General features: G+C 74.2%; 19 protein-coding genes, 3 tRNA genes, 1 other RNA gene and 2 pseudogenes. 11 read left to right on the plus strand and 14 right to left on the minus strand.

Annotation, left to right across the window (positions count from 1 at the left end):
• From IE274_RS36290 to IE274_RS36320, 7 genes and pseudogenes are all read right to left on the minus strand, one after another.
• Positions 1 to 731, minus strand: a pseudogene (locus IE274_RS36290) (hypothetical protein); the annotation flags it as partial.
• Between the two features lie 71 nt (positions 732 to 802).
• Positions 803 to 2,614, minus strand: coding sequence for an acetate and sugar kinases/Hsc70/actin family protein (locus IE274_RS36295; RefSeq protein WP_190120217.1), 1,812 nt, complete (start codon positions 2,612 to 2,614; stop codon positions 803 to 805).
• A 3-nt stretch (positions 2,615 to 2,617) separates the two neighbouring features.
• Positions 2,618 to 4,204 (minus strand): hypothetical protein, encoded by a 1,587-nt coding sequence (locus IE274_RS36300; protein WP_190120218.1) that lies wholly within the window; start codon positions 4,202 to 4,204, stop codon positions 2,618 to 2,620.
• Positions 4,205 to 4,470: 266 nt separating this feature from the next.
• Positions 4,471 to 4,558 (minus strand) — tRNA-Ser (locus IE274_RS36305).
• Between the two features lie 48 nt (positions 4,559 to 4,606).
• Positions 4,607 to 5,068, minus strand: coding sequence for a tRNA adenosine(34) deaminase TadA (tadA, locus tag IE274_RS36310; protein ID WP_190120281.1), 462 nt, complete (start codon positions 5,066 to 5,068; stop codon positions 4,607 to 4,609).
• A gap of 54 nt (positions 5,069 to 5,122) precedes the next feature.
• Positions 5,123 to 5,662 carry a tRNA adenosine deaminase-associated protein gene (locus IE274_RS36315; protein ID WP_190120282.1) on the minus strand — a complete coding sequence of 180 codons (540 nt, stop codon included), beginning with the start codon at positions 5,660 to 5,662 and terminating at the stop codon, positions 5,123 to 5,125.
• A 193-nt stretch (positions 5,663 to 5,855) separates the two neighbouring features.
• Positions 5,856 to 6,053, minus strand: a complete 198-nt coding sequence (locus tag IE274_RS36320) for a hypothetical protein (RefSeq protein ID WP_030363602.1) — start codon at positions 6,051 to 6,053, stop codon at positions 5,856 to 5,858.
• A gap of 105 nt (positions 6,054 to 6,158) precedes the next feature.
• On the opposite strand from IE274_RS36320, the gene upp reads away from it, so the two are divergent.
• Positions 6,159 to 6,794: a uracil phosphoribosyltransferase gene (upp, locus tag IE274_RS36325; protein ID WP_030363603.1), complete on the plus strand. Its 636-nt coding sequence runs from the start codon at positions 6,159 to 6,161 to the stop codon at positions 6,792 to 6,794.
• Between the two features lie 105 nt (positions 6,795 to 6,899).
• Here upp and IE274_RS36330 read toward each other — a convergent pair whose 3' ends face one another.
• Together IE274_RS36330 and IE274_RS36335 are read right to left on the minus strand one after the other, a co-directional pair.
• A complete protein-coding gene (locus IE274_RS36330) occupies positions 6,900 to 7,559 on the minus strand; it encodes a LytR C-terminal domain-containing protein (RefSeq protein WP_229910043.1) in 660 nt (219 codons plus the stop codon).
• Positions 7,560 to 7,657: 98 nt separating this feature from the next.
• Positions 7,658 to 7,954, minus strand: coding sequence for a type II toxin-antitoxin system VapB family antitoxin (locus IE274_RS36335; protein WP_003955420.1), 297 nt, complete (start codon positions 7,952 to 7,954; stop codon positions 7,658 to 7,660).
• A 120-nt stretch (positions 7,955 to 8,074) separates the two neighbouring features.
• Here IE274_RS36335 and IE274_RS36340 point away from each other — a divergent pair, with 120 nt between their 5' ends.
• Positions 8,075 to 9,772, plus strand: a complete 1,698-nt coding sequence (locus tag IE274_RS36340) for a helicase HerA-like domain-containing protein (protein WP_229910044.1) — start codon at positions 8,075 to 8,077, stop codon at positions 9,770 to 9,772.
• A 150-nt stretch (positions 9,773 to 9,922) separates the two neighbouring features.
• On the opposite strand, the gene IE274_RS36345 is transcribed toward IE274_RS36340, so the two are convergent.
• On the minus strand, positions 9,923 to 10,516 hold the full coding sequence (locus IE274_RS36345; protein ID WP_190120220.1) for an HhH-GPD-type base excision DNA repair protein: 594 nt from the start codon (positions 10,514 to 10,516) through the stop codon (positions 9,923 to 9,925).
• A 267-nt stretch (positions 10,517 to 10,783) separates the two neighbouring features.
• On the opposite strand from IE274_RS36345, the gene IE274_RS36350 reads away from it, so the two are divergent.
• Both IE274_RS36350 and IE274_RS36355 read left to right on the plus strand, forming a co-directional pair.
• Entirely contained in the window at positions 10,784 to 12,376 is a 1,593-nt protein-coding gene (locus IE274_RS36350) for an ABC-F family ATP-binding cassette domain-containing protein (RefSeq protein WP_190120221.1), read from the plus strand.
• A 68-nt stretch (positions 12,377 to 12,444) separates the two neighbouring features.
• On the plus strand, positions 12,445 to 13,017 hold the full coding sequence (locus IE274_RS36355; RefSeq protein ID WP_190120222.1) for a GNAT family N-acetyltransferase: 573 nt from the start codon (positions 12,445 to 12,447) through the stop codon (positions 13,015 to 13,017).
• Here the strand turns inward: IE274_RS36355 and IE274_RS36360 are convergent.
• The gene (locus tag IE274_RS36360) at positions 12,960 to 13,976 is read right to left on the minus strand and encodes a LysR family transcriptional regulator (RefSeq protein WP_229910045.1); all 1,017 of its coding nucleotides are present in this window, start codon (positions 13,974 to 13,976) and stop codon (positions 12,960 to 12,962) included. The two genes, IE274_RS36355 and IE274_RS36360, sit on opposite strands and share 58 nt — an antisense overlap.
• Positions 13,977 to 14,069: 93 nt before the next feature.
• Here IE274_RS36360 and IE274_RS36365 point away from each other — a divergent pair, with 93 nt between their 5' ends.
• Complete coding sequence (locus IE274_RS36365; protein ID WP_190120223.1) at positions 14,070 to 15,161, plus strand: DMT family transporter; 1,092 nt, start codon at positions 14,070 to 14,072, stop codon at positions 15,159 to 15,161.
• Here IE274_RS36365 and IE274_RS39855 read toward each other — a convergent pair.
• Together IE274_RS39855 and IE274_RS36370 are read right to left on the minus strand one after the other, a co-directional pair.
• Positions 15,098 to 15,766: pseudogene (locus tag IE274_RS39855) on the minus strand (sensor domain-containing protein); the annotation flags it as partial. The gene IE274_RS36365 and the pseudogene IE274_RS39855 sit on opposite strands and share 64 nt — an antisense overlap.
• A gap of 326 nt (positions 15,767 to 16,092) precedes the next feature.
• Positions 16,093 to 16,180, minus strand: a tRNA-Ser gene (locus tag IE274_RS36370).
• A 120-nt stretch (positions 16,181 to 16,300) separates the two neighbouring features.
• On the opposite strand from IE274_RS36370, the gene ffs reads away from it, so the two are divergent.
• From ffs to IE274_RS36400, 6 genes are all read left to right on the plus strand, one after another.
• Positions 16,301 to 16,397: signal recognition particle sRNA small type (gene ffs / locus IE274_RS36375), an RNA gene on the plus strand.
• Between the two features lie 103 nt (positions 16,398 to 16,500).
• Positions 16,501 to 18,894 (plus strand): DNA polymerase III subunit gamma and tau, encoded by a 2,394-nt coding sequence (locus IE274_RS36380; RefSeq protein ID WP_190120224.1) that lies wholly within the window; start codon positions 16,501 to 16,503, stop codon positions 18,892 to 18,894.
• Positions 18,895 to 19,193: 299 nt separating this feature from the next.
• Positions 19,194 to 20,453 (plus strand): phosphoribosylamine--glycine ligase, encoded by a 1,260-nt coding sequence (gene purD, locus IE274_RS36385; protein ID WP_190120225.1) that lies wholly within the window; start codon positions 19,194 to 19,196, stop codon positions 20,451 to 20,453.
• 577 nt (positions 20,454 to 21,030) lie between these two features.
• Complete coding sequence (locus IE274_RS36390; RefSeq protein WP_190120284.1) at positions 21,031 to 23,151, plus strand: hypothetical protein; 2,121 nt, start codon at positions 21,031 to 21,033, stop codon at positions 23,149 to 23,151.
• Between the two features lie 420 nt (positions 23,152 to 23,571).
• Entirely contained in the window at positions 23,572 to 25,086 is a 1,515-nt protein-coding gene (locus tag IE274_RS36395; protein ID WP_190120226.1) for a N,N-dimethylformamidase beta subunit family domain-containing protein, read from the plus strand.
• Between the two features lie 92 nt (positions 25,087 to 25,178).
• Entirely contained in the window at positions 25,179 to 26,093 is a 915-nt protein-coding gene (locus tag IE274_RS36400) for a phosphoribosylaminoimidazolesuccinocarboxamide synthase (protein ID WP_190120227.1), read from the plus strand.
• A 45-nt stretch (positions 26,094 to 26,138) separates the two neighbouring features.
• Here IE274_RS36400 and IE274_RS36405 read toward each other — a convergent pair.
• A tRNA-Gly gene (locus IE274_RS36405) sits at positions 26,139 to 26,211 on the minus strand.
• Positions 26,212 to 26,227 lie beyond the last annotated feature (16 nt).

Genomic DNA, 26,227 nt, shown 5'->3' on the forward strand with positions numbered 1-26,227 from the left:
GACGGCGTACCCGGTCCCGCGCCCGACGGCGTACCCGGTCCCGCGCCCGACGGCGCACTCGGTCCCGCGCCCGACGGCGTACCCGGTCCCGCGCCCGACGGCGTACCCGGTCCCGCGCCCGACGGCGCACTCGGTCCCGCGCCCGACGGCGTACCCGATCCCGCACCCGACGACGCACTCGATCCCGCACCCGACGACGTACCCGACTGCCCGTCAGCCCGCCCCGGCGGTACGGCATCCCAAGAGAACTCCACCCCCGCCTCGACGGCGGCACCCCGCAGCGCCACACCGTCGGCCTCCACCGAGCCACGGTCGGCCCCTGCGGCCCCGGACGCCGCACCCTCGCCCCCCAACACCCTCCGCAACAGCTCCCCGACCCCCCGAGCCTGCTCCCGAGGACTCCCCACAGCCCGCCCGGCCCCACGCTCTCCCCCCGCCCGCCAAGCCCGCAGCCACACGTGCTGGAGGTCCTCCGCGACGTCGAGCGCCCGGCGCCGGGCCTCGTCGAGCACGTCCCCGCTGCCGGAACCGGCCGCAGCCGCGAGGAGGTCGCGTATGTCCTCCTCGTGCCGTTCCACGTCGTCGCCGAGAGCACGCACCGCGGTGCCGAGCGCGTCCAGCCGGGCGATCACCTCCAGCAGGCCGATGTCCGCGTACCCACCGCCAGTGGGCGCGCCCCCGCGCTCCCCGCGCTCACCGTCCTCAGCACGCTTGTCCCTCCGCGAGAACATCCTGGATCGCCTCCCCATCACCGCAGTTCGGGCCGTTCGGAATTCAGGTCGGCTTCGGTCCCGGATCCGGATCAGAATTCGGGATCGAGGTCGAGGGTGGCGTCGACCGCCTGGCCGTCGTGCCGGTTGACCGCGCGCACGGTGATCTCCGCCCGGCCGAACGACAGGTGGACGTCGACCTCGCGGGACTCGCGCGGCAGGTGCATGCAGGAGCTGAGGTCGACGGTGATGTCGCCGATGCGCTTGGCGGGGGCCGAGTCGTAGTAGCGGGGGTCGGGGGCGTGGGTGGCGTAGAAGTCGACGGTCATGTGGGTCCGGTCGGCCCGGATGGGGACCAGGTTCCGGTGGGCGACCTCGTGGCCGACGCCGACGCGCCGGCCGATGGTGACGAACCGCAGGAAGCGGTCGGGGCAGAAGGGCCGCCCCTCGTCGTTGTGCTCCAGGGCCCGGTCCTGGGCGCCGTCGGCGTCCTCGTACGGCACGGAGACTCGGGCGCCGTACGTGTAGAGCGCGCAGCGTTCCGTGATGTCCGGCCCCGAGCGGCGCGCGCCGATCCCACCGCCGGTTCCGGCGGCCACGTCGTCGCCCTCGCGGACAGCGGACGCGTAGCACCGGTGCACGGCCCCGTGCAGCACCGCCCGCTCGGGCCGGTCCGGCATGAAGACCCGGGCCCGCTTCCCGACATGGGCCCGGACCCGCTCCCGCAGATAGGGCGACTTCGAGAACCCGCCCACCAGGTACACGTCCGGGCGGGCCGCGCCGCCGCCCTCGGCCGCCGTCTCCACGTGCGCGTCGATCAGCGGCAGGATCCCGCCGACCGCGGCCTCCAGGAGGTCGGCCATCTCCTTGGGCCGGACGACGAGCCGGTCGCCCTTGCCGCCCTGGACCTCGCCGAGGTGCCGGAGGTCGTCCGGCGAGAGCAGCCCGTGCAGACCGTCCACGCGCAGCGCGACGCTCTCGCGGGAGCCGACCGTGAACCTGTTGCGGTGCGTCTCCCAGTCGCTCAACAGCTCCTGGAACTCGGTCCAGTGATACCTGGTCAGGCGCTCCAGGTTCGTCTGGTCCAGGAACCGGCTGCCGAGCACGTCCTTGATGAAGCCGTTCGTCGTGTACGTGGCACCGAACGCGCCCCCGGAGGGACGGCGGAGCTGCGCGAGCGAGCCGTCCCCGAGCACCTCGTACGCCACCACGTCGACCGTGCCGCCGCCGCAGTCCGCCACCACGAACCGCTGCCCCGACCTGCGGAACGCGCCGAGCAGCGAGCGCACTGGGCCGGTCGGCGCGAGCTCCTTGACGGCGCAGTACAACGCGGCCATGTCCGGCTCGGGTTCGAGCAGCAGCGTGTCGTGCCCGGCCGGGAACCCGGCGGTCTCCGCGGCCTCGCGCATGGCGCCGAGGGCGGCCTGGGACCAGATGGCGGGCACGGTGAGGCACCACCGTATGTCCGACTCCCGGTAGCCGCCCGCGGCGGTGATCTCGGCCACGGCGGCCGCCCGCAGCCGTTCGAGGTACGTGGCGATCAGCGGCACCGGGCGGGACAGGTCGTCGTCGAGCGCGCGCGGCACGCGGTTCCCGGGGGCCGGGCGTGAGGGGTCGTCGGCCGGGCGCAGCGACATCTTCATGCCGGTGACCAGGCGGGAGCCCGGCGGGCGGGCGGCGCGCACGGCCGGGTGCCCCCAGGCGAGCACGGCGCCGGAGCTGTCCAGGAGCAGGGCCGAGCGGGTCTTCGGATAGCGCTTCTCGGTGGTTTCCGGCCAGTTCTCCCGGTCGACGATGTCGCGCCGTCGGGGGTCCGCGTGGTCCCGGCTGACGGCGGTCCAGGCGTACCCGCTGGCGTGCGTACCGAAGTCGATGGCAGCCGCCACCCGGAACCGCGCCCCCATGCGTCAGCCGTCCTCTCCGGCACCCGCTCGGCCACCGGCGCCCGCCGGACCGGCCGGACCCGCGCCACCGCCACCCGCACCGGCCCCGCCGTCCTCCGCGCCGTCCTCGTCGTCGTCCTCCCCGAGGAGCCGACGGCGGTTCTCCGCGCCCGCGATCTCCTCGGCGGACGCCCGCAGTTCCGCCGCCTCGCCGCCGAGCTTCAGCGAGTCGAGGACGGGCAGCAGCCCGCGCACCCGGTCCAGATAGGTCTGGCGTTCCGTGCGCGTGCCGGGCGTGGGCAGGCGCAGCGCGCGGCGGGCGGTGAACAGGGCGGGTTCCTCGAAACCGGCCTCCTGGTAGGTGGCCGCCTGCTGGATGAGCGCGTCGGTCTCCGCCTTGAGGCCCCGGTCCACCGACACGTCCAGCATCGCGGCGGTGCCGAGGGCGGCGGCGCGGGGCAGCGGGTCCAGGGAGCCGTCGAGCCGGGAGTGCAGCTGCGGGTCGTGGCCCGCCGCCACGTGGAACCACTCGGCGATCACGGCGGCGACGCCCGCGGCCAGCGCCGCGATCTGCGCCTCCACCGCGTGCCGCTCCTTGCCCGCGTCCGCCGGCAGCGCCGGGAACGGCAGCGAGAGCCGCACCGCGGCGGGCACGAGGGGCGAGAGCGCGTCGAAGGTGCCGAGCCGCCGGGGGACTTCGGGCGGCGCGGCCGCGGCGGCGGCCTCGCCGTAGAGGTTCCAGGCGACGATGTCGACGCGGGTGCGCCAGCCCTCGGTGATCTCTCCGTGGACGAGCACCACCGGGTGCGCGGCGAGGACCTGCCGGACGAGGTACAGGTCGGTCTCGTGCCGGTTGAGCGGGCGGCGGAACAGGCCCGGCACCCCCGCCATCAGCTTCGGCCCCGGCAGCTCCCGGAGCGCCTCGCGCAGGTGGAAGTCGAACTCGGCGTTGACCGGGTCGATGAGCGCGTGCGGGTCGCTGGCGCGGAAGAAGGGGGCGGTGATGAGGGCGGGCAGGGTGCCGTTGCGGGTCTCGGCGGTGATCTGCGCGCTCACCTCGTGCGGATAGACCAGTGCGAAGGGCGTGTGCTCGCGGTGGTGGGCGGCGTCGGCGAGGGCCTGGTTCAGTTCGTAGTCCACCTGTGCGCCGTGCGACCGCTCGTCCTTGCGCTGCCGGTGCTTCCGGTCGGACCGCTCGCGCCGGAACCGGTCGTCCAACGTGAGCCGTTCCGCGGCGAGTTCGTGGGTCAGCCGGGCGTGCCGCTCGGCGAGCCTGGCCCCCTCCTGCTGGAGCTGTCGCTCGTGCTCGCGCTGCTCCTCGGACCACTGGTTCGGGGGCACGGTGACGGTCGAATGCGGGAGCAGTACGTCCACTTGGGACGACGGTGAGCCGCCGCCCCCGCCCGGGCCGAGGGCGGCGGGGGCGTGCTTGCGCTCGTCCTTGGCGAAGTCCCGCAGCCTGCGGTCGTGGATCTCCAGCCGCTTGGTCTCCTGCCGGGCGCAGTAGATGTCGACGGCGGCCTTGGGCAGATCGCCGATGGCGTCCGCCACGCCCCGGGCGACTTCCTTGGCCGTGTCACCGAGGCTGCGGAAGAAGTTGATGATGCGCATGGCTGTCCGTCCGTCCGGTGCGGGTCGGCTGACCGTGTGGGCGCCTTACCCGTGACCGTGCGGCGGAATGCCTGATTCTCCCGGCCCGTCACATAAAACAAAGAAATGGTTGCTTGTGGCGGTGTTCGATCGCTCGTGCGCACTTAGTGCGAAGCGCTCCGCTTCGCTGGACGCCGGGCTTCGCTGGATGCTTCGTCAGGTGCCGGGGCGGGGGCCGAACGCGAAACACCCCGCCGGTCCAGTTTCCTGGACCGGCGGGGTGTCTATGGCGGTAGCGGAGGGATTTGAACCCTCGGTGACTTGCGCCACACTCGCTTTCGAGGCGAGCTCCTTCGGCCGCTCGGACACGCTACCGAGAGAGATCCTAGCCCAAGGTGGGCCGTGGGCCGAAATCCGTTGGGACTACCCCTCGGCGGGCGGGGTGCCGCGGTCCCGGGAGCGGGCGAAGAAGTCGGTGAGCAGCCGCGCGCCCTCCTCGGCGAGGACCCCTTCGATCACTTCGGGCCGGTGGTTGAGCCGCCGGTCGCGCAGCAGGTCCCACAGGGAGCCCGCGGCGCCGGCCTTGGCGTCGCGGGCGCCGTAGACGACGCGGTCCACGCGGGACTGCTGGAGGGCGCCCGCACACATCACGCACGGCTCCAGGGTGACGACGAGCGTGCAGCCGGGCAGCCGCCAGGTGCCGAGCCTGGCGGCGGCCCGGCGCAGCGCGAGGATCTCGGCGTGCGCGGTGGGGTCGCCCCCGGCCTCGCGTTCGTTGTGGCCGGTGGCGAGCACCGTCTCGCCGTCCGCGGACAGCACGACGGCGCCGACGGGCACGTCACCGCCCTGGACGGCCCGTTCGGCCTGGTCCAGGGCGATCCGCATCGGCGCCCGCCAGCGGTCTCGTACCGGATCTGGGAGTTGTGTCACGCGGTGAAACTAACGGACGGCTTCGAGGACCTCCGTGACTCCGAGCATGTCGGCGATCTCACCGAGCGCGTCGCCGCTCTCCAGTGCCTTGAGGTCCTTGTCCGACACTCCGAGGTCGCCGAGGACCTGCGGGTCCCCGAGCGGCCCCGCGGGCACGGCCTCGCCGGTGCTGTCCGGCCCGTCCGTGTCGTCGTCGGAGGTGTCGGGCTCGCCGTCCTCCGTGCCGTCGAGGTCCAGGGACTCCAGGGCGTCCGCCTCGTCGTCCGGGTCGCGGCCCAGCATCTCGTCGGTGAGAAGGATCTCGCCGTAGGCGCTGCGAGCGGCGGCCGCGGCGTCGGAGACGTAGATCCGCGGGTCCTCCTCGCCGTCCACGCGGACGACGCCGAACCAGGCGTCCTCCTGTTCGATGAAGACGAGGACCGTGTCGTCGTCGACAGCGGCCTCACGGGCCAGATCGGCCAGATCCGACAGGCTCTCCACATTGTCGAGCTCCGTGTCGCTCGCTTCCCACCCGTCTTCGGTGCGCGCGAGCAGTGCGGCGAAGTACACCGTGACTCTCCCACTGTTCATAGGCGCCGGTTGGGGGTCCCCCCGGCGGACGTCGGCGGCGGGAGTGCTGTTCCAAGCCCCGCCCACTCGGAATCGTGGCAGAAACAACGGCTTCAGGAGAGGTCTTCGGACCGCTGTGTCCGCGTCGCGTTGTGAATCACAGGCCGCTTTGCCGCGGCGGCCTCCTTCGCGGCTACCAGCGGAACGTACGCATACGCATCGCCTGTCGCAGTCGGGCCGCCCGGGCGCGGCGCGGTGTCACCCGGGCCCGCAGCTCGCGGGCCTCGGTCAACTCGTGCAGGAACTGGGCGCGGCGCCTGCGCCGCTCGGCTTCCGTCTCGCGTCGCCTGCGTCGCTCGGCGTCGCTCTCGCGCGCTTCCCGGTCGGGCATAGGCCACACCACCCCAGTGTTCGTACGTCCACCTTCCCTCCGTGGCCGGGGTTGATGCCAGCGCGGAGGGATCAGGGGGCCGCTTCGCCCGGTTACTGTTGAACAATGCGGATCCACGTCGTCGACCACCCGCTGGTGGCGCACAAACTCACCACGCTGCGCGACAAGCGCACCGACTCCCCGACCTTCCGGCGCCTGGCCGACGAGCTGGTCACCCTGCTCGCGTACGAGGCCACCCGGGACGTGCGCACCGAGCAGGTCGACATCGAGACCCCCGTGGTCGGGACGACCGGCGTCAAGCTGTCGTATCCGCGGCCGCTGGTCGTGCCGATCCTGCGCGCCGGTCTCGGCATGCTCGACGGCATGGTCCGCCTGCTCCCGACCGCCGAGGTCGGCTTCCTCGGCATGATCCGCAACGAGGAGACGCTGCAGGCGTCCACGTACGCGACCCGGATGCCGGAGGACCTCTCCGGCCGCCAGGTCTACGTCCTGGACCCGATGCTGGCCACCGGCGGCACGCTGGTCGCGGCGATCCAGGAGCTCATCAAGCGCGGCGCGGACGACGTGACCGCCGTGGTCCTGCTGGCCGCCCCGGAGGGCGTCGAGGTCATGGAGCGCGAGCTGGCGGGCACGCCGGTGACGGTCGTGACGGCCGCGGTGGACGAGCGCCTCAACGAGAACGGGTACATCGTGCCGGGGCTCGGTGACGCGGGGGACCGCATGTACGGGACGGCGGAGTAGCCGTCAGGCAGTACGGCAGTACCGGCGGCCGAGTGGTCGTCGGGCCGTACGGGGCGGTCGAGTGGCCGCCCGGGTGGGTGACTGCTGAGCGGCCCGTCGCTGCGCTCAGCAGTTCTTGCCGTCGGACGACTCCGGCTTCGAGGGCGTCGGCGCGGGCCTGGTGAGTGCCGCCAGGGCCTTGTCGGCGTCCTTCTTCGTCGCCAGGTCCTTGAACTTGCTGCCGAGGATCAGGTCGACCTCGCCGCCCTTGCGGGCGTCCGTCTGCCGGGCGGCGCCCTGGAGCTGGGTGGCGAGCACCGGCAGCGCCGTGTCGGCGGCGGACTTCGCGCCGAGCACTATCCCCGGGCCCTCGACCTTCTTGTCGAACGCCTTCGTCGCGTTGCCCACGTCGCCGATGGCGAAGCCGCGCTTCTTCAGCTCGGCGGCGGTCTCCTTGGCGAGGCCGCCGCGCGGGGTGGCGTTGAAGACGTTGACGGTGATCTTCCGGGGCTGGGGGAAAGCTTTCGGCTCGGCCTTGCGGGCCGCGTCGGCCGACGCCGGTCTCGTCGGGCAGTCCTTCGCCCCGCCCGCCGCGGACGCCTCGTCGTCGCCGGAGAACACGTCGACGAGCTGCAGGCCGCCCCAGCCGAGCAGCCCGGCCACGGCGAGGGACGCGACGGCTCCGAGCACGATCCGGCGACGGCCGCTGGGGCGACGCATACGCGGGTATTTGTCCCCCGTGATGCGGTATTTGCCGCCCATGCCGGGGGGAGTGAGCATGCTCATGGGCGCAGCGTAGTGCTGCGCGGCGGCGATTCCTACTAAATGATCATTGCCCGGCGCCAAGGCCAACCCAAAAGGGCCAACGCGGGCCCCCGCGGGGCTCAGCCCAGTTCGAGAACGCGGGCGTGCAGCACCTGGCGCTGCTGGAGCGCGGCGCGGACGGCGCGGTGCAGCCCGTCCTCCAGGTACAGATCGCCCTGCCACTTCACGACGTGCGCGAAGAGGTCGCCGTAGAACGTGGAGTCCTCGGCGAGCAGCGTCTCCAGGTCCAGCTGGCCCTTGGTCGTGACGAGCTGATCGAGGCGGACCGGGCGCGGCGCGACGTCCGCCCACTGCCGGGTGCTTTCCCGGCCGTGGTCGGGGTACGGCCGGCCGTTTCCGATGCGCTTGAAGATCACACGGAAAGCCTACCGGTCAAGGCTCTCCGGGCGCAGCCATGGCGGCCGAGTGCGACCCTGGGAAATGACGTCGGAAACCGGGGCAAACCCGGAACTCTCAAGCCGGGAGCAGGGGCCGAAGTGAGCGACAGCCAGCCGATGCCGTCCACACCCGATGGCGGAAATCCCCCGAACGGGTCCGTGTCCGACGTCGGGGTGACGCCGTCCGCGTCACCTCCGGAGGTCGCCGAGATCGCCGCCGGGTACGCCTTCGACGGCCCCGCACTCGACCTCGGCGCGCTCCTGTGGGACGGCCGGTGCCACCCCGAGGCGCAGGTGCGCATCCCGTTGCCGATGCTCAACCGGCACGGCCTCGTCGCGGGCGCCACCGGCACCGGCAAGACCAAGACCCTCCAGCTCATCGCCGAGCAGCTCTCCGCCCAGGGCGTGCCCGTGTTCCTCGCCGACATCAAGGGCGACGTCTCGGGGATCTCGGCGCCCGGCGAGGCGGGCGACCGGGTCACCGGCCGGGCCCGGGACGTCGGGCAGGAGTGGGCGCCGCGCGGGTACCCGTGCGAGTTCTACGCCCTCGGCGGGATCGGGACGGGCATTCCGGTACGGGCGACGATCACCAGCTTCGGACCCGTCCTGCTGTCGAAGGTGCTCCAGCTCAACCAGACGCAGGAGCAGTCGCTCGGCCTGATCTTCCACTACGCCGACCAGAAGGGCCTCGAACTCGTCGACCTGAAGGACCTGCGCGCTGTCGTCGCCTTCCTCACCTCGGACGAGGGCAAGCCGGAGCTGAAGACGGTCGGCGGTCTGTCCACGGCGACCGCCGGGGTGATCCTGCGGGCGCTGACGGCGTTCGAGGCGCAGGGGATGGGGGACTTCTTCGGGGAACCGGAGTTCGACACGCGTGAGCTGCTGGGGGCGGCGGGGGCCGGGGGCGCGGCGGGTGCCGAGGCGGGATCGGGCTCGGCGGGTTCGGGTGCGCCGGGGCTCGTCTCCGTGCTCGAACTGCCCTCCGTGCAGGACAAGCCCGCCCTCTTCTCCACCTTCCTGATGTGGCTGCTCGCCGACCTGTACCACGACCTCCCCGAGGTCGGGGATGTGGACAAGCCCAAGCTCGTCTTCTTCTTCGACGAGGCGCACCTGCTGTTCAGCGGCGCCTCCAAGGCCTTCCTGGAGTCGATCACGCAGACCGTGCGGCTGATCCGGTCCAAGGGCGTCGGCGTCTTCTTCGTCACCCAGACTCCGAAGGACGTGCCCGCCGACGTCCTCGCGCAGCTCGGCAACCGGGTGCAGCACGCGCTGCGCGCCTTCACGCCCGAGGACGAGAAGGCCCTCAAGGCGACCGTCCGTACGTTCCCGAACTCCGCGTACGACCTGGCGGAGACCCTCACCGGCATCGGCACCGGCGAGGCCGTCGTCACCGTGCTCAGCGAGAAGGGCGCGCCCACGCCGGTCGCGGTTACGCGGCTGCGGGCGCCGCAGTCGCTGATGGGCCCGGTCGCGGCGGCGGACCTGGAGCGGGCCGTCCGGGAATCGCCGCTGTACGGGCGGTACGCGGAGGCGGTGGACCGGGAGTCGGCGTACGAGCGGCTGAGCGCCCGGGAGGCCGAGCGGGCCGCCGCACCCGCTGCGGCTCCGGTCCCGGCGCAGGCGAAGGGGAAGGCGGCGCCGAAGCCGCAGGAGGGCGCGGGCGGGTCCGGCGGTGGGTCCGTCGTCGAGCAGGTGATGGGCAGCGGGATGTTCAAGTCGCTGCTGCGGTCGATGGGGACACAGATCGGCCGGGAGATCTCACGGTCGGTCTTCGGCACGGCGAAGCGGCGGCGGTAGCCCCGGGTCGGCTAGGGCGTTTCTGATGGCTCTTGGTCGGCCGCCAGGGAGATCGTCGGCGCAACGGGAGCTGCCCCCCGAGGTGCTGCTCGCCCCGGCGCCCACACCCGTGACAGCCATCTGACGGTTTCAAGAGCCGTCAGAAACGCCCTAGCCCTTCGCGGCCTTGGCCGCCTTCGCCGCCGCCTTCATCTCCTGCTTGTGGGCGCGGACCTGCTGCAGGGACTCGGGCCCCTTGATGTCCGCGACGGACCGGAACGCCTTCGGCTCGCCGTACGCCCCGGCCGCCTCCTGCCAGCCCTCGGGCCGCACGCCGAGCTGCTTGCCGAGCAGGGCCAGGAAGATCTGGGCCTTCTGCTTGCCGAAGCCGGGCAGCTCGTTGAGGCGCCGCAGCAGTTCCTTGCCGTCGGCCGCGTCCCGCCAGACGGCCTCCGCGTCGCCCTCGTAGTGCTCCACCAGGTACTGGCAGAGCTTCTGTACGCGCCCGGCCATCGCGCCCGGGTAGCGGTGCACGGCGGGTTTGGCGGAAAGGAGCTCTACGAAGGCGTCGGGGTCGTACGCCGCGATGTCATGGGCGTCGAGGTCGTCCGCCCCCATCCGCTGGGCGATCGTGTACGGACCCGCGAACGCCCACTCCATGGGGACCTGTTGGTCCAGGAGCATCCCTACGAGCGCGGCCAGCGGGCTGCGGCTCAGCAGCGCGTCGGCGTCTTCTTGCTGTGCGAGGTGCAGCGTGGCGTCCATGGGGCGATCATCTCGCGGGTGCGGGGGGTTCGCAGGGCGGCGCGGGCGGCCGGGTACGCGGACGGGGCGGGCGGCGGCGGACGTACGCGCGGGCGATGGCGCCGGAGGGGGCCGGCGGGAGCACCGGCGGCGGCGCCCGGAAAAGCGGGTGCGGGCGCGGTGGGCCGCCGCCTAGCCTGGAGGCATGTCTACGCCCCGCATCTCCTAGCCAGGACACACGCCTTCACGTCACCCGTGTGTCCTTTCGCTGTTGCGGAGCGTTTCCCCATGCTTTCTGTACGTGATGTCGACCTGTGCGTCGGCGCCCGGACCCTGCTGTCCGGCATCTCCTTCCACGTCGGCCCCGGCGACCGCGTCGGCCTCGTCGGTCGTAACGGAGCGGGCAAGTCCACCCTCCTGAAGACCCTCGCCGGTCCGGCCCCGAGCGCCACCGGCACCATCACCCGCACCGGCTCCCTCGGCCACCTCGCCCAGGACCCGGCCGCCGCGGACCCGGCGGCCACCGTCACCGACCGGATCCTGTCCGCGCGCGGCCTCGACGAGGCGGTGCGCGCGCTCCGGGCCGCCGAGGCGGCCCTGGAGCGCGGCGCCGACGAACGGTCCGCCCTCGCCGCGTACGCCCGCGCCGACGACGCCTTCCAGGCCCGCGGCGGCTACGCGGCCGAGGCCGAGGCCGCCCGGGTCGCGGCCGGGCTCGGGCTGCCCGAGCGGGTCCTCGGGCAGGCCGTGGGCGAACTGTCGGGCGGGCAGCGGCGGCGCGTCGAACTCGCCCGGATGCTGTTCTCGCGCCACGACACGCTGCTCCTCGACGAGCCCACCAACCACCTCGACCGGGACTCGGTGGAGTGGCTGCGCGGATTCCTGCGCACGTACCCGGGCGGCGTCGTCCTCGTCAGCCACGACGTGGACCTGCTCGGCGACGTCGTGAACCGCGTCTTCCACCTCGACCCCGCCCGCGCCGCCCTCGACGTCCACAACACCACCTGGCCCGCCTACCTCGCCCAGCGCGCCGCCGACGAGCGCCGCCGCACCCGGGAGCGCGCCAACGCCGAGCGCAAGGCCACCGCCCTGCGCACCCAGGCCGACCGGATGCGCGCCCACGTCGCCACCGCCACCGCCGCGAAGAACATGGCGCGCCGCGCCGACCGGCTGCTCGCGGGCACCGAGCCCACGCGGCGCGGCGAGAAGGTGGCCCGCATCCGGCTCCCCGAACCGGCCCCGTGCGGCCGCATGCCCCTCGGCGCGGTCAGCCTGGCGAAGTCCTACGGGACGCTGCGCGTGCTGCACGGCGTGGACCTCGCCGTGGACCGGGGCAGCCGCCTGGTCGTGCTCGGCTTCAACGGGGCCGGGAAGACGACGCTGCTTCGCCTCCTCGCCGGGCGCGAGACGCCGGACGCGGGGCGGGTCGTGCGTGGCCACGGCCTGCGCATCGGGTACTTCGGGCAGGAACACGACACCCTGGACGGGGAGTCGACCGTACGGGAGAACCTCGCGGCGGCCGCCCCCGGCCTCACCGACGGCGAGGTGCGGCGGGTGCTCGGGTCGTTCCTGTTCAGCGGCGACGACGCGGACAAGCCCGCCAAGGTGCTCTCCGGCGGCGAGAAGACCCGCCTCGCCCTGGCCGGACTCGTGCACTCCGGCGCCAACGTCCTGCTCCTGGACGAGCCCACCAACAACCTCGACCCCGCGTCCCGCGACGAGGTCCTGGCCGCCCTGGGCACGTACCCCGGGGCGATCGTGATGGTCACCCACGACGAGGGCGCGCTCGACGCCCTGCGCCCCGACCGGGTCCTCGTTCTGCCCGACGGGACCGAGGACCTGTGGAGCACGGAGTACCGGGAGCTGGTCTCCCTCGCGTGAGAGCGCTCGGGGCGGCGCGGGCGGAAACACGCGCGCGGGGCGTGTGAGCCGTGTGCTTGCATGCCCGGATGAGCGACCGACGCAAGGGTGCCGTGGACCTTCTCGTACGACGGCGGGTCCCCGCCGACCTCGACGCCTGCGTGCGCGTCCTCGCCGACGTGCACGACAGCGACGGCTACCCCACCAACTGGCCCGCCGACCCGGCCGGTTGGCTGACGCCGTCCGGGTTGCTCGGGGCGTGGACGGCCGCGGCCGACGGGGACGTCGTGGGGCACATCGCGCTCTGTGCTCCCGGGGCGGACGACGTGGCGCCGAGGATGTGGGGCGCGCGGGACGGCTCGCCCGTCCGACGGACGGCCGTGGTCAGCCGGTTGTTCGTCGGTCCGGGGGCGCGCGGGCGGGGGATCGGCGCGGTGCTCCTCGACCGGGTGGCGGGGGCGGCGCGGGAGCGGGGGCTGTGGCCGGTGCTCGATGTGGTGGCCTCGGACGCGGGGGCGGTGGCGCTGTACGAGCGGGCGGGCTGGGAGCTGCTCGGGGTCGGCGAGCAGCGGTGGAGCGCGCGGCAGACGGTACGGGTGCGGTGTTACGCGGCGCCGGGGGCGGTGCCGAGGGTGGGGTCGGCGGGGTCGGGGTCGGAGTAGGCGGTCCCGCCCGCCCCGGTCGTCCTGCCCGCCTCGGCCGTCACGCCGGTCTCTGCCGCCGCGTCCCGCAGAGCGCCCAAGAACGCCCGCAGCACCGGCCCCTGCGGCGCCGTCGCCCGTACCGCCGCCCAGATCGACCGCACCGGCTCCGGATCGCGGACCTCGCGCACGACCCACTCCGGGCGGCCGGCCTCGGCCCCCGGCGCCGTGACGAGACCCATCTCCGGCACGAGCGCGACGCCGACCCCGGCGGCCACGAAGCCCTGCGCGGTGGCGTAGTCCCCGCTCTCCACCACGAAGTCCGGCGTGAACCCGGCCGACCCGCACGCGTCGAGGACCGCCTCCAGACAAGGGCCCGGCAACTCGCTGCCGACGAAGGGCTCTTCGGCGAGGTCGGTGAGGCGCAGGCCGGTGCGGGCGGCGAGGGGGTGGGCCGGGGGCAGCACCGCGCGGTAGCGGTCGTCCAGGAGGTGGACGAAGCGGATGCCGTCGACCGGGGGAGCGTCGTGGCGGCGGACCACGAGGGCCACGTCGGTGCGGCCCGCCTTCACCTCGGGCAGCGGGTCGTCCGGGTCGGTGAGGCGCAACTCGGCCTGTACTCCGGGGTGTTCGCGGCGCAGCCGGGCGAGGGCGGGCGCGGCGAGGCGGGCGCCCGCGGTGGCGAAGTACCGTACCGAGATCCGGCCCGTGCGCCCGGCGCGCAGATCGGCGAGCGCCGTCTCCGCGCGGGCGACGTGGGTGCCGATGGCCGTCGCGCAGTCGGCCAGGAGCAGCCCGGCGTCCGTGGGCCGCACCCCGCGGCCGGTGCGCTCCAGGAGCGGGGTGCCCGCCTCCTTCTCCAGGGCCGCCATCTGCTGGCTGACCGCGGACGGGGTGTAGCCGAGGTTCCGGGCCGCAGCGGTCACCGAACCGCTGGTGACGACCGCCCGCAGGATCTGCATGCGCCGCATGTCGAGCATGCGGCCAGCGTACGCCACGAATGAAGCTCAGCTTCATTCTGCCTTCGAATCTTTTCGCTTGTCTTACGAATAGGGCCGGGGCACCGTCGAGACATGCGAATCGCCGTCCTCGCCCTGCTCTGGGGTTCGAGTTTCCTGTGGATCAAGCTGGCCCTGGCGGGCGGCCTCGCGCCGCTGCACGTGACGATCGTGCGCTGCGCGCTCGGCGCCGCCGTCCTCCTCGTCCTCGCCCGCTCGGCCCGCCAGCGGCTGCCGCGCGAGCGCCGCATCTGGGGCCATCTCGTCGTGGCGGCCCTGTTCTGCAACGCGCTGCCGTTCCTGCTCTTCAGCATCGGCGAGCAGACGGTCGACTCGGGTGTCGCGGGCGTCATGAACGCCACGACCCCGCTGTGGTCGCTCGGGCTCGGCCTGCTGCTCGGTACGGAGCGGGGGCTCGGCCCGAAGCGGCTCGCCGGACTCGTCCTCGGCTTCGGCGGCACGCTGCTGATCTTCGCGCCGTGGCAGCAGTCGGGGCTCGCGAGCTGGGGCGCGCTCGCGCTGCTCGCCGCCGCCGTCAGCTACGCCGTCGCCTTCGCGTACATGGCCCGGCACCTCATCGGCCGCGGCACGCCGCCGCTGGCCCTGTCCGCCGCCCAACTCCTCGCCGCCACCGGCCTGACCACGCTCGGCCTGCCCGCGAGCCCGCACACGGAGTCGGCGCCGACCCTCACCGGCGTCCTCGCCGTCGTCGTCCTCGGCGTCTTCGGCACCGGCCTCACCTTCCACCTCAACTCCCGCCTCATCGCCGACGAGGGGCCGACCGCGGCGGCCACGGTCGGCTATCTGCTCCCGGTCGTCTCGGTCGCCCTCGGCGCGCTGGTCCTCGGGGAGGAGATCGGCGTGCGGGTGGTGGCCGGGATGGTCGTGGTGCTCGCGGGGGTGGGGCTCTCACGGGCGGGGCTCTCACGGGCGGGGCTCTCACGGACAGGGCTCTCGCGGACAGGGCGGTGCCGGGCGGGCGGGGCCCGCCCGGCACCTCGCCCGGAGCTTCACCCGGCGCCTCGCCCGGCGCCTCACCGGCCGAGCAGCGCCCGCACCGCGGCCCGGTCCACGCCGGTGAGCGCCCGCACGATCAGCGGCGTGAGCAGCACGAGCAGCCAGCCGACGGCGGCGACCCCGGCGACCTGCAGGGGCGACTCGATGTAGTACGCGTGGTGCTCGCCGCCGGACGTGTAGTCGAAGACGCGGTAGCCCGGCCAGTCGGTGTAGCGCGCGAACACCCAGGAGTACGCGGGGAACAGCGCGACCACCCAGCCGGTCACCCACAGGGTCAGCGCCACCACGAAGCTCGTCACCCGCCACGGGAACATGACGACCTGGAACACCAGGGCCTTCCACCCGGCCGCGTCCCCGATCCGGGCCCGCACCCCCGCCCAGGCACCGCCCTCGCCCACGCGCACCGCCGCGGGCTCCGCCACCTCGACCCCGAGCTGCTCCCGCGCCCGCCGCCGCTCGACCGCGCCGAGGCCGCGGGCCCCCGCCAGCAGCACCGCGAACACGGGCAGCCCGAGCAGCGTGACGGCGAGCCCCGCGCCCAGCGAGAACAGCGTGACGGCGAACACGAACCCGGCGATGGCGATCGGCAGCGAGACGAGCGTGTACCCGAACTCGCGGAAGGTGGTGGCGGCGAAGGGGGCCCGCCAGAAGCCGGGGCGGGAGGTGGGAACGCGCTCCCGGGTCGGGGTCGGGGTCGGGGGCGCGGACCGGGTCGGCGTCGTGGCGGGGGCGTGGGGGAGCGTGTCGATGGTCATGAGCGGGGCCTCGTATTCGTCCGTTCGCCCGGCAGGGGACGTACCGTGCTGACATCCCCAACTCTGCTGCGCCCGCGCTCACCAGGGCATAGGGGAAAACGGTGTCCTGGGGGTGTACCCAACCCCCCTCTTCGCCCCGGCCTCCGGCGCGCGAACCCGAGCGGACGGCGCGGACGGCGCGGACGACGCGGATAGCGCCGACAACGCCGACAACGCCGACAACACCGAGAACACCGAGAACGCCGAGAACACTGACAACGCCGACAACGTCGAAGGGCCCCACCGCGAACGGTGGGGCCCTTCAACGTTAGTGCCCGGTGAGGCACTGGCGGAGGATACGAGATTCGAACTCGTGAGGGGTTGCCCCCAACACGCTTTCCAAGCGTGCGCCCTAGGCCACTAGGCGAATCCTCCGCCGCAAACAATACAAGACGCGGAGGTGTGCTCGCGAACGCGTTCCGGTCGCGGGGACCTGGTGCGTTCACGTCCGGGGAGCGGACTCGATCCCACCCCCCGGGATCGGCTAGGGTGGGGGCCAGCCCCTCACGTGGCGCTATCTGACTGAACTCCCCCAGGGCCGGAAGGCAGCAAGGGTAGGTCGGCTCTGGCGGGTGCGTGGGGGGCCCTTTGCGTTCCGGGGCGGGCGCGCGGCGGGGTGGCCCGCGGCGCCGGTGGGGCGGGGTGTTCGTCCGGGGCGGTCCGGGTTGTCAGTGGGCGCCTATAACCTCGTATACGTGTCGTCTCTCGCGCTGTACCGCCGTTATCGCCCGGAGTCGTTCGCCGAGGTCATCGGGCAGGAGCATGTAACCGACCCGCTGCAGCAGGCGCTGCGCAACAACCGGGTCAATCACGCGTACCTGTTCAGTGGCCCGCGCGGCTGCGGCAAGACGACGAGCGCGCGCATCCTCGCCCGCTGCCTGAACTGTGAGCAAGGTCCCACTCCCACCCCGTGCGGAGAGTGCCAGTCCTGCCAGGACCTCGCGCGCAACGGCCCCGGGTCCATCGACGTCATCGAGATCGACGCCGCGTCCCACGGTGGTGTGGACGACGCGCGTGACCTGCGCGAGAAGGCCTTCTTCGGCCCGGCCTCCAGCCGGTACAAGATCTACATCATCGACGAGGCCCACATGGTCACGTCGGCGGGCTTCAACGCCCTCCTGAAGGTCGTCGAAGAGCCGCCGGAGCACCTCAAGTTCATCTTCGCGACGACGGAGCCCGAGAAGGTCATCGGCACCATCCGGTCGCGCACGCACCACTATCCGTTCCGGCTCGTGCCCCCCGGCACCCTGCGCGACTACCTCGCCGAGGTCTGCGGGCGCGAGGGCATGGCCATCGAGGACGGCGTCCTGCCGCTCGTCGTGCGCGCCGGGGCCGGGTCCGTGCGTGACTCCATGTCCGTCATGGACCAGCTCCTCGCGGGCGCCCGCGAGGACGGTGTGACGTATGCCATGGCGACGGGCCTGCTCGGGTACACGGACGGCTCGCTCCTCGACTCCGTCGTCGAGGCCTTCGCCGCCGGTGACGGCGCCGCCGCCTTCGAGGTCGTGGACCGCGTCATCGAGGGCGGCAACGACCCCCGGCGCTTCGTCGCCGACCTCCTGGAGCGGCTGCGGGACCTGGTGATCCTCGCCGCCGTGCCCGACGCCGCCGAGAAGGGCCTCATCGACGCCCCCGCCGACGTGGTCGAGCGCATGCAGGCCCAGGCCGGAGTCTTCGGCGGCGCCGAGCTGAGCCGCGCCGCCGACCTCGTCAACGAAGGCCTCACCGAGATGCGCGGGGCCACCTCCCCGCGGCTTCAGCTCGAACTCATCTGCGCGCGCGTGCTGCTGCCCGCCGCCTTCGACGACGAGCGCTCGGTGATGGCCCGGCTCGACCGGCTCGAGCGCGGGGGCCAGTTCATGGCCGGGGGGCCCGCGGGCGCTCCCGCCATGGCCTACGTTCCCGGGCCCGAGGCGCACGCCGGGGTGCGGCAGCCGGGGGTCGCGGTGCCGCCGCCGGGGCCGGAGGTTCCGCCCGGAGGCGGGGCCGCGGCCGCGCGAGCCGCTGTACGGGGCGGGGGGCCCGGTGGTCCGGGGGGTGCTTCCGACTCGGGCCCGGGTGCGGGCTTCGTAGCCGGTGCTGAGGACGGGGGGCAGCCCGCCGCCGCCCAGCCCGCCGCCGCCCAGTACGCCCCCGCGCCCGCCCCCGAGGCCCCGGCGGCGCCCCAGGCGCCCGCCCCGGCCGCGCCCACGGCCCCTGCCGAGCCCACCGCCGCCCCCGCGGGCAACCGCCCCGGCGGCTGGCCCACGACCTCGGCCCCGGGCGGCGGAGCCGCGGCGCCGAACGGAGGCGCGCCCGGCGGCTCGGCTGGCGGCCCGGCCGGCGGCCCCGCGCCCACCGCCCCCGCGGCGAACCGCCCGGGCGGCTGGCCCACGGCGACCCCCGCGGGCGGCGGCCCCGCGCAGCCGCCCGCCGCACCCCCGGCCCACGCCCCGGCTCCGGCCCCGGAGCCCGCGGGCCAGGCGGCCCCGGCCGCCCCCGCCGCCGCGTACACGGGCGGTGGCCCCGACCCCCGCTCCCTCTGGCCGAACATCCTCGACGCGGTCAAGAACCGCCGCCGCTTCACCTGGATCCTGCTCAGCCAGAACGCCCAGGTGGCCGGGTTCGACGGCACCACGCTCCAACTCGGCTTCGTGAACGCCGGTGCGCGGGACAACTTCGCGTCCAGCGGCAGCGAGGACGTGCTGCGGCAGGCGCTGCAGGAGCAGTTCGGGGTGCAGTGGAAGGTCGAGGCGATCGTCGACCCGTCGGGCGGCTCGGCACCGCCGCCCGCCGCGAGCGGCTTCGGCGGCGGCGCCCCGGCGGCCCCCCGCCCGGCCCCGCAGCAGCCCGCGGCACCGCAGGCCCCGGCCCCGTCCCCGGCCCCGCAGCAGCCGGGCCCGGTCCAGTCCGCGCCCGCCGCCCCGCGGCAGCAGCGCCCCTCGGCCCCGGCGCCCACCCAGGCCCCCCCGCCCCCGGAGCACGTCGCCCCCGAGGACGACATCCCGGAGGACGACGACCCGGACCTGGTCGACTCGGCCCTCTCCGGCCACGAACTGATCGTCCGGGAGCTGGGGGCGACGGTGGTCGAGGAGTACACCAACGAGTAGGCGGGGGTACGGGTCTGCGGGGAGCCCCGGGCGGCCGGAGCCGTCACCGTGCTCCGGTCCTGCGGGAGCCGTCACCGTGCTCCGGTCCTGCGGGAGCCGTCACCGCACCCCTGTCCTGCGGGAGCCGTCACCGCACCCCTGTCCGACGGAAGCCCGAGTCGTACCCCGGTCCCCGGACTCCGTACCCCCCGAAACCCCAGCTCCGCGCCCCCCACCTGGAGAAACCCACAACCTCCCGCCGTCCCTCGCCTCGGACGCCCGAACAAAGGCACCCCCTTCGCCGGGCTAGGCTGATCCCCGTGAAGGTCCTCGTCATCGGCAGCGGTGCCCGCGAACACGCCCTGTGCCGCTCCCTGTCCCTCGACCCCGCGGTCACCGCCCTGTACTGCGCCCCCGGCAACGCCGGGATCGCGGACGTGGCCGAGCTGCACCCGGTCGACGCCCTCGACGGCGCCGCCGTGGCCGGGCTCGCCACGAAGCTCGGCGCCGGTCTGGTCGTCGTGGGGCCGGAGGCGCCCCTGGTCGCCGGGGTCGCCGACGCCGTGCGCGAAGCGGGCGTCCCGTGCTTCGGGCCGTCCAAGGAGGCCGCCGAGCTGGAGGGCTCCAAGGCCTTCGCCAAGGACGTGATGGCGGGCGCGGGTGTCCCCACCGCCCGCAGCTACGTCTGCACCACGCCCGCGGAAGTCGACGTCGCGCTCGACGCCTTCGGTGCCCCCTACGTCGTCAAGGACGACGGCCTCGCCGCCGGCAAGGGCGTCGTCGTCACCGGTGACGTCCAGGAGGCCAGGGCACACGCCCTCGCCTGCGGGCGCGTCGTCATCGAGGAGTTCCTCGACGGCCCCGAGGTCTCCCTCTTCGCCGTCACCGACGGCAAGACCGTCGTCCCGCTGCGCCCCGCCCAGGACTTCAAGCGCGCCCTCGACGGCGACGAAGGCCCCAACACCGGCGGCATGGGCGCCTACTCGCCGCTGCCGTGGGCCGACCCGAAGCTCGTCGACGAGGTCCTTGAGACCGTCCTCCAGCCGACCGTCGACGAACTGCGGCGCCGTGGCACCCCGTTCTCCGGTCTGCTGTACGCCGGACTCGCGATCACCAGCCGCGGCGTCCGCGTCATCGAGTTCAACGCCCGCTTCGGCGACCCCGAGACCCAGGTCGTCCTCGCCCGCCTCAAGACCCCGCTGTCGGGTCTGCTCCTCGCGGCGGCGAACGGCACGCTCGCCGACCTGCCGCCGCTGCGCTGGAGCGACGACGCGGCCGTCACCGTCGTCATCGCCTCGCACAACTACCCCGGTACGCCGCGCACCGGCGACCCCATCGAAGGCCTCGCCGACGTCGTGGACCAGGACGCCCCCGACGCGTACGTCCTGCACGCCGGGACCAGGCGCGACGGCGACGCGGTCGTCAGCGCGGGCGGGCGCGTGCTCTCCGTGACGGCGACCGGTGCCGACCTCACGCAGGCGCGCAAGCGGGCGTACGCGGCGGTCGCGCGCGTCCGCCTCGACGGCTCCCAGCACCGCACGGACATCGCGGAGCAGGCGGCCCGGGGCGGAGCGGCGTAGGCCCTGCGGGGCGGGCAGGGGTGGCCGGGGCGGGGTGCGCTAGGCCGCGCAGCCCCGCAGACACCACCCGCCCGGCCACGTAACCCCGCGGGCCCCCGGGCCCCGCGCCGCGTAGCCCGCATGGTCCGAGTCGTCCCCCGCCACCCCCACCCTCTTGCCCCACGGGTCTACGGTCCGCCGTAGACCCGTCCGGCGTTACGGAGGGTGTGTGCTGAGCCCGCCGTATGACGGGCGCCGAGTTGCCGCTCCTTCGGGGCCGGTCGGCGTGGTGGATGTCGGCCCCGGGCCCTGTGCGGAGGGGCTCGCGGCCCGTCCCCCGGCCCCGCGCGGAGCGGGCCAGCTTTACCCAAAGCCATTCCATCGGGTGACCGCTCGGCCATCCGGCTGACGGTGACCGGCACCCCAACTAGGGTGCGGCGCAGGCATTCCGGCACTCACAGCCAAACAGCCCACCGGCATTGCGATGTCGGTGGCGGGTGCCACAGTGGGGGAGTGAACAACGCCAACGACGTGCGCCGTCGGCTCCGGTCGCCGGCCGAGCTGTAGGCAGCAGGGGGTGACTTCGGTCGTGTCAGGGATGGGTGTGGAGGTGGGCGCGCAGGCCGCGCGTTCCCGGGCCCTCGCCGTGCTGCGCATCCGCAGCCGGGCGCTGGCCGTCGCCCTGTTGCCCGCGGCCGTCGCCGTCGTGCTGCTCGCCGCCACGGCCATGGGGCACATAGGCGGCGGCAGTTGGGCCGTGGCGCGCTGGGCCGTGACGGTGTTCGCGGTGCTCGTGCTGCTCGGCGCCGCGGCCGTCGCCCTCGTCGTCGCGCGGGCCAGACCCGCCATGAGCCCGACGGTCCCGATCACGGAGGCCTCGGCCCCTGATCTGTACCGCCTGGTGCGGGACCTCGCCGACCGCCTGGAGGTCCCCGCACCCTCGGCCATAGCGCTCACCCCGGACTGCGACAGCTGGCTGGAGGACCGCACCCACCGGGCGCACGGGACCCCGGCGGACGCCGCCGAACCCGGCGCGGGCACCGGCCCGGACGGCACCCGCACGGACCTGGCCACCCCGCCCGAGGGGACGGCCATCCAGGGCGCCAGACCGCCCCGCCGCCGTACGCCCGCCGCCCCGGTCCTCGTCATCGGCTCGCCCTTCCTGTGGTGGATGCGCGTCGGCGAGCTGCGGGCGGTGCTCGCGCCGGTCGTCGCGGGTACGGGTCCCTCGGCGCACCCCGACATAGCGGCCGCCCGCCGTTTCGTACGCGGCCTCGACGCCGCCGTCGCCGTCGCCTCCGCGCCCGGGCGCGGCCCGCTCACGCGCACCGTCCTCGGCGGCATCGGGAAGGTGGCGCGGCTGCTGCTGCGCAGTTGCCGGGTGCACGCCGCGGAGATGGAGCGCGGCGTCGCCGCCGCCGCGGCCGAGCGGGCGCAGAACGTGGACTACGGCGTGCGGATCGTCGCCCAGGAGCAGGTCGGTCTCGCGTACGCCGGGTGGGACCGGCTCCTGACCCGGGTCGCCCTGCCCGCCTGGCGGATGGGGCGGTGGCCCTCGCGGCTCGACGCGGGCGTCGTCTCCGCCCTCACCGAACTCTCCCGCCGCGACCGCCTCGCCGAAGGCTTCGCCTCCCGGCTCGGCGAACGCCCCGCCTGCGACCTCCTGGAGGAGCCCGGCGCGGTGGACGAGGCGGCCTCCCTCCTCGCCGCCCGCCTCTTCCACGGCGGCCCCGCCGAGCCCGGGCCCGGCTGGGCTCCGGTGGCCTGGCAGGAATATCCGGACGAGGTCGTCGACCGGAAGTGGCGGATGGACGCCGCCCGCCTCCACCGCGTCCTCGACTCCCTCGGCGTCAGCCGCTCCAGCGACCCCACGTCCCCCGACCCCAAGGGGCCGACGCTCGGCCGCGTCCTGGACCACCTGACGGATCCGGAGGCGATGGCGCGCCGGGCCGTGCTGGAGGCGCGGGCGGAGGCTGCTGCGGCGATGCGGGCCGGGACCGGCGCGGGGGTCCGGCCCGACGCCGGGTCCGGGGCCGGGCCGGATGCCGGTCGCCCCGAAACCGGGCGGGCCGACGCGGATGTGGCTGAAGCGGGCTCGGCCGAGGCCGAGTCGGCCGACGCCGGTCCCGCCGGGACTGACCTCGCGAACGCCGAGGTGGCCGGGGCGGACGAACGCGCCGCGGCCGACCCCACGAACGCCGGGCTCACGGATGCCGAGTCGGCCGACGCGGGTTTCGCCGAGGCCGACCTCACCGATGCCGAGCTGGCCGAAGCCGGTTTCGCCGTGGCCGCCGACCCGGCCGACGGTGCCGACGCCGTCGAAGGACGGGGCGGGGAGCTGGTCGCGCGGCTCAGCGCGGAGTTGGCCCGGGAGGAGGCCGTGGCGCCGCCTCGGCCCGAGCCGGCCGGGCAGGGGCCGGACGAGGCGTTGTGGGACGACGGGGTGCTGCCGCTCTTCCCGCTGCAACCGCCGCGTTCCGGCAGGGAGTTGCTGGCCGACCACGTCACGGCGATGGTGTGCTGCGCGGCTGTCGACACGGCCGGGGCGGCGCCCGGCCTCGACTGGCTGGACGGCCCGTCGCTCCTCATGCACGGGGAGCGCGCGGCCGACCTCACGCCGAGGGTCCTCACCCTGGTCGAGGACGGCGATCCCGAGCCCCTCCGCCGCTGGCTCGCCCGACTCGGCGTTCGCCCGGAGAAGCCGGTACGCCTGGTCTGACCCGGGCACCGCCCCGCGCGGGCAGACCGGTTCTCCGCCGATCGGGGGCGGACCGGCCTGCCTGAAGGCGACACCCAGCCATCTCGGCCCATCTCAGCCTGTCCGGCGCTTGAGGACGAGGCGCGGAGCGCCGATCGGCGGTGGACCGGCCCGGATGGGGAAGGCCCCGCAGGGCACCCTCCCCACGCCCGGAGGGATTCGTTCCGCTCATGTCAATTCGCGACGAACGGTGACGACGCACGTGCGTAATGTGATGTGCTGGGGTCGGCGCCCCCCGCAACCCCGTGGGACAGAGCACGGCAAAAAGCGCAGAGCCCACGGCGCACGGGACAAGGCGCAGAGCAGAGCCGCATCGACCCTCCGAGCGAGCCGTGTCGACCAGGCCCGGGGGAGCGAGGGAAGCGAGGGAGGGGACAACGCATGGGACCGGAGCCGATCCGCCGCTGGGAGTCGGGCGCCCTCGCCCACGCCGTGACCGACCCGTTCGGCCAGGGCCCGCTGCCCTGGCTCCGCGGCGCCGAGCACTACTTCGACGACACCGGCCAGGTGGTCCCCTGGTACGTCGACCACGTCCCGGGCGCCACCGGCCCGGTCCCGGTCCCGTCCCCCCGTACGGGCAGCCCCCGCACCGCCGACGACATACATCGCCAGATCAAGGGCTTCACCGGCACCGGAGCGGCCGCCCCTGGCGAGGCGCTGGACTTCCACATCACCGTGGACCCGCCCCAGCAGTTCAGCGTGGACATCTACCGCATCGGCCACTACAGCGGCGACGGCGCCCGCAAGATCACCACCAGCCCCCGCCTCTCCGGCATCGTGCAGCCCGCCCCGCTCGCCGCCGACCGCACGGTCTCCTGCCACCACTGGTGGCTCTCCTGGCGCCTGCAGATCCCGTCGTACTGGAACGTCGGGGCGTACGTGGCCGTCCTCACCACCACCGACGGCTACCGCTCGCACGTCCCCTTCACCGTCCGCGACAGCGTCCCCCCGGGCCCCGGCGAGCCGGTCGCGCCCTGCGCCGACCTGCTGGTCCTGCTGCCCGACATCACCTGGCAGGCGTACAACCTCTATCCGGAGGACGGCCACACCGGCGCCAGCCTCTACCACGCCTGGGACGACTACGGCCGGCTCCTCGGCGAGAGCGAGGCCGCGACCACGGTCTCCTTCGACCGGCCGTACGCGGGCGCGGGCCTCCCCCTGCACGTCGGCCACGCCTACGACTTCATCCGCTGGGCCGAGCGCTACGGCTACGACCTCGCGTACGCCGACACCCGCGACCTGCACGCGGGCCGCATCGACCCCACCCGCTACCGGGGGCTGGTCTTCCCCGGCCACGACGAGTACTGGTCGGCGGCCATGCGCCGCACCACCGAGCTGGCCCGCGAGTCCGGCACGTCCCTCGTCTTCCTCTCCGCCAACACCATGTACTGGCAGGTGGAGTTGGGCCCCTCGCCCTCCGGCGTCCCGGACCGCCTGCTCACCTGCCGAAAACGCCGCGGCCCCGGCAGGGCCGCCCTGTGGCGCGAAGTCGACGTCCCCGAGCAGCAGTTGATGGGCATCCAGTACGCGGGCCGGGTCCCCGAACCGCATCCGCTCATCGTCCGCAACGCCGACCACTGGCTGTGGGAGGCGACCGGCGCGCACGAGAGCGACGAGATCGACGGCCTGGTCGCGGGCGAGGCCGACCGCTACTTCCCGCGCACCGCGCTCCCCGAGCACCAGGACCGCATCCTGCTCGCCCACTCCCCGTACGCGGACAGCGAGGGCAGCACGCGCCACCAGGAGACCTCGCTGTACCGCGCCCCGTCCGGCGCCCTCGTCTTCGCGTCCGGCACCTTCGCCTGGTCCCCGGCCCTGGACCGCCCCGGACACGTCGACCCCCGCGTCCAGCGCGCCACGGCCAACCTCCTGGACCGCATCTGCAAACGTGACTGAGCCCGTCCGGCTCGGCGGCCCGACCCCTGGCCAAAACCGTCCTCCGCATACGGGAGAATCGGAGTCATTGGACAGAACCACGGGGAGGAACCGTGTCCGGATTCGTCGAAAAGCCCGAGCCGATCCAGGTTCCGGGTCTGGTGCATCTGCACACCGGCAAGGTGCGCGAGCTGTACCAGAACGAGGCGGGCGAGCTCGTGATGGTCGCCAGCGACCGCATGTCCGCCTACGACTGGGTGCTGCCCAGCGAGATCCCCGACAAGGGGCGGGTGCTGACCCAGCTCTCGCTGTGGTGGTTCGACCAGCTCGCCGACCTGGCCCCCAACCACGTCATCTCGACCGACGTGCCGCCCGGCGCCCCCGCCGACTGGGAGGGCCGCACGCTCATCTGCAAGTCCCTGGCGATGGTCCCGGTCGAGTGCGTCGCCCGCGGCTATCTGGCGGGTTCGGGGCTCCTTGAGTACAAGGAGTCCCGCACCGTCTGCGGCCTCGCGCTGCCCGAGGGCCTGGAGAACGGCTCCGAGCTGCCCGCGCCGATCTTCACGCCCGCCACGAAGGCGGCGGTCGGCGAGCACGACGAGAACGTGTCGTACGAGGAGGTGGCCCGCCAGGTCGGCGCCGACACCGCCGCCCGGCTCCGGCAGGCGACCCTCGCCGTCTACGGCCGGGCCCGTGACGTCGCCCGCGAGCGCGGCCTGATCCTCGCGGACACCAAGTTCGAGTTCGGCTTCGAGACCCGCGACGGCGAGCCCGGCACCCTCGTCCTCGCCGACGAGGTCCTCACCCCCGACTCGTCCCGGTTCTGGCCCGCGGCCGAGTGGCAGCCGGGCCGCGCCCAGCCGTCCTTCGACAAGCAGTACGTCCGCGACTGGCTGACCTCGGCCGCGTCCGGCTGGGACCGTGCGAGCGAGCAGCCTCCCCCGCCGCTGCCCGCGGAGGTGGTGGCCGCCACCCGCGCCAAGTACATCGAGGCGTACGAGCGGCTCACGGGAACTCCCTGGGCGTAAGCACGACAAAGCCCCCCGGTTCCGAGAACCGGGGGGCTTTCGCTGAGCGGACGACCAGGTTCGAACTGGCGACCTCAACCTTGGCAAGGTTGCGCTCTACCAACTGAGCTACGTCCGCGCTGCGCCGAAGCGCG

It is taken from the genome of Streptomyces flavofungini (genome assembly GCF_014650815.1).
Classification (GTDB): domain Bacteria; phylum Actinomycetota; class Actinomycetes; order Streptomycetales; family Streptomycetaceae; genus Streptomyces; species Streptomyces flavofungini.

What these genes read in the sequence shown, in the direction of transcription:
- IE274_RS36295 (WP_190120217.1), bottom strand. Translation starts at nt 2,614, where the DNA reads ATGGGGGCGCGGTTCCGGGTGGCGGCTGCCATCGACTTCGGTACGCAC.
- IE274_RS36300 (WP_190120218.1), bottom strand. Translation starts at nt 4,204, where the DNA reads ATGCGCATCATCAACTTCTTCCGCAGCCTCGGTGACACGGCCAAGGAA.
- tadA (WP_190120281.1), bottom strand. Translation starts at nt 5,068, where the DNA reads ATGCGGATCGCCCTGGACCAGGCCGAACGGGCCGTCCAGGGCGGTGAC.
- IE274_RS36320 (WP_030363602.1), bottom strand. Translation starts at nt 6,053, where the DNA reads ATGCCCGACCGGGAAGCGCGCGAGAGCGACGCCGAGCGACGCAGGCGA.
- upp (WP_030363603.1), top strand. Translation starts at nt 6,159, where the DNA reads ATGCGGATCCACGTCGTCGACCACCCGCTGGTGGCGCACAAACTCACC.
- IE274_RS36330 (WP_229910043.1), bottom strand. Translation starts at nt 7,559, where the DNA reads ATGAGCATGCTCACTCCCCCCGGCATGGGCGGCAAATACCGCATCACG.
- IE274_RS36345 (WP_190120220.1), bottom strand. Translation starts at nt 10,516, where the DNA reads ATGGACGCCACGCTGCACCTCGCACAGCAAGAAGACGCCGACGCGCTG.
- IE274_RS36350 (WP_190120221.1), top strand. Translation starts at nt 10,784, where the DNA reads ATGCTTTCTGTACGTGATGTCGACCTGTGCGTCGGCGCCCGGACCCTG.
- IE274_RS36355 (WP_190120222.1), top strand. Translation starts at nt 12,445, where the DNA reads ATGAGCGACCGACGCAAGGGTGCCGTGGACCTTCTCGTACGACGGCGG.
- IE274_RS36360 (WP_229910045.1), bottom strand. Translation starts at nt 13,976, where the DNA reads ATGCTCGACATGCGGCGCATGCAGATCCTGCGGGCGGTCGTCACCAGC.
- IE274_RS36365 (WP_190120223.1), top strand. Translation starts at nt 14,070, where the DNA reads ATGCGAATCGCCGTCCTCGCCCTGCTCTGGGGTTCGAGTTTCCTGTGG.
- IE274_RS36390 (WP_190120284.1), top strand. Translation starts at nt 21,031, where the DNA reads ATGGGTGTGGAGGTGGGCGCGCAGGCCGCGCGTTCCCGGGCCCTCGCC.
- IE274_RS36395 (WP_190120226.1), top strand. Translation starts at nt 23,572, where the DNA reads ATGGGACCGGAGCCGATCCGCCGCTGGGAGTCGGGCGCCCTCGCCCAC.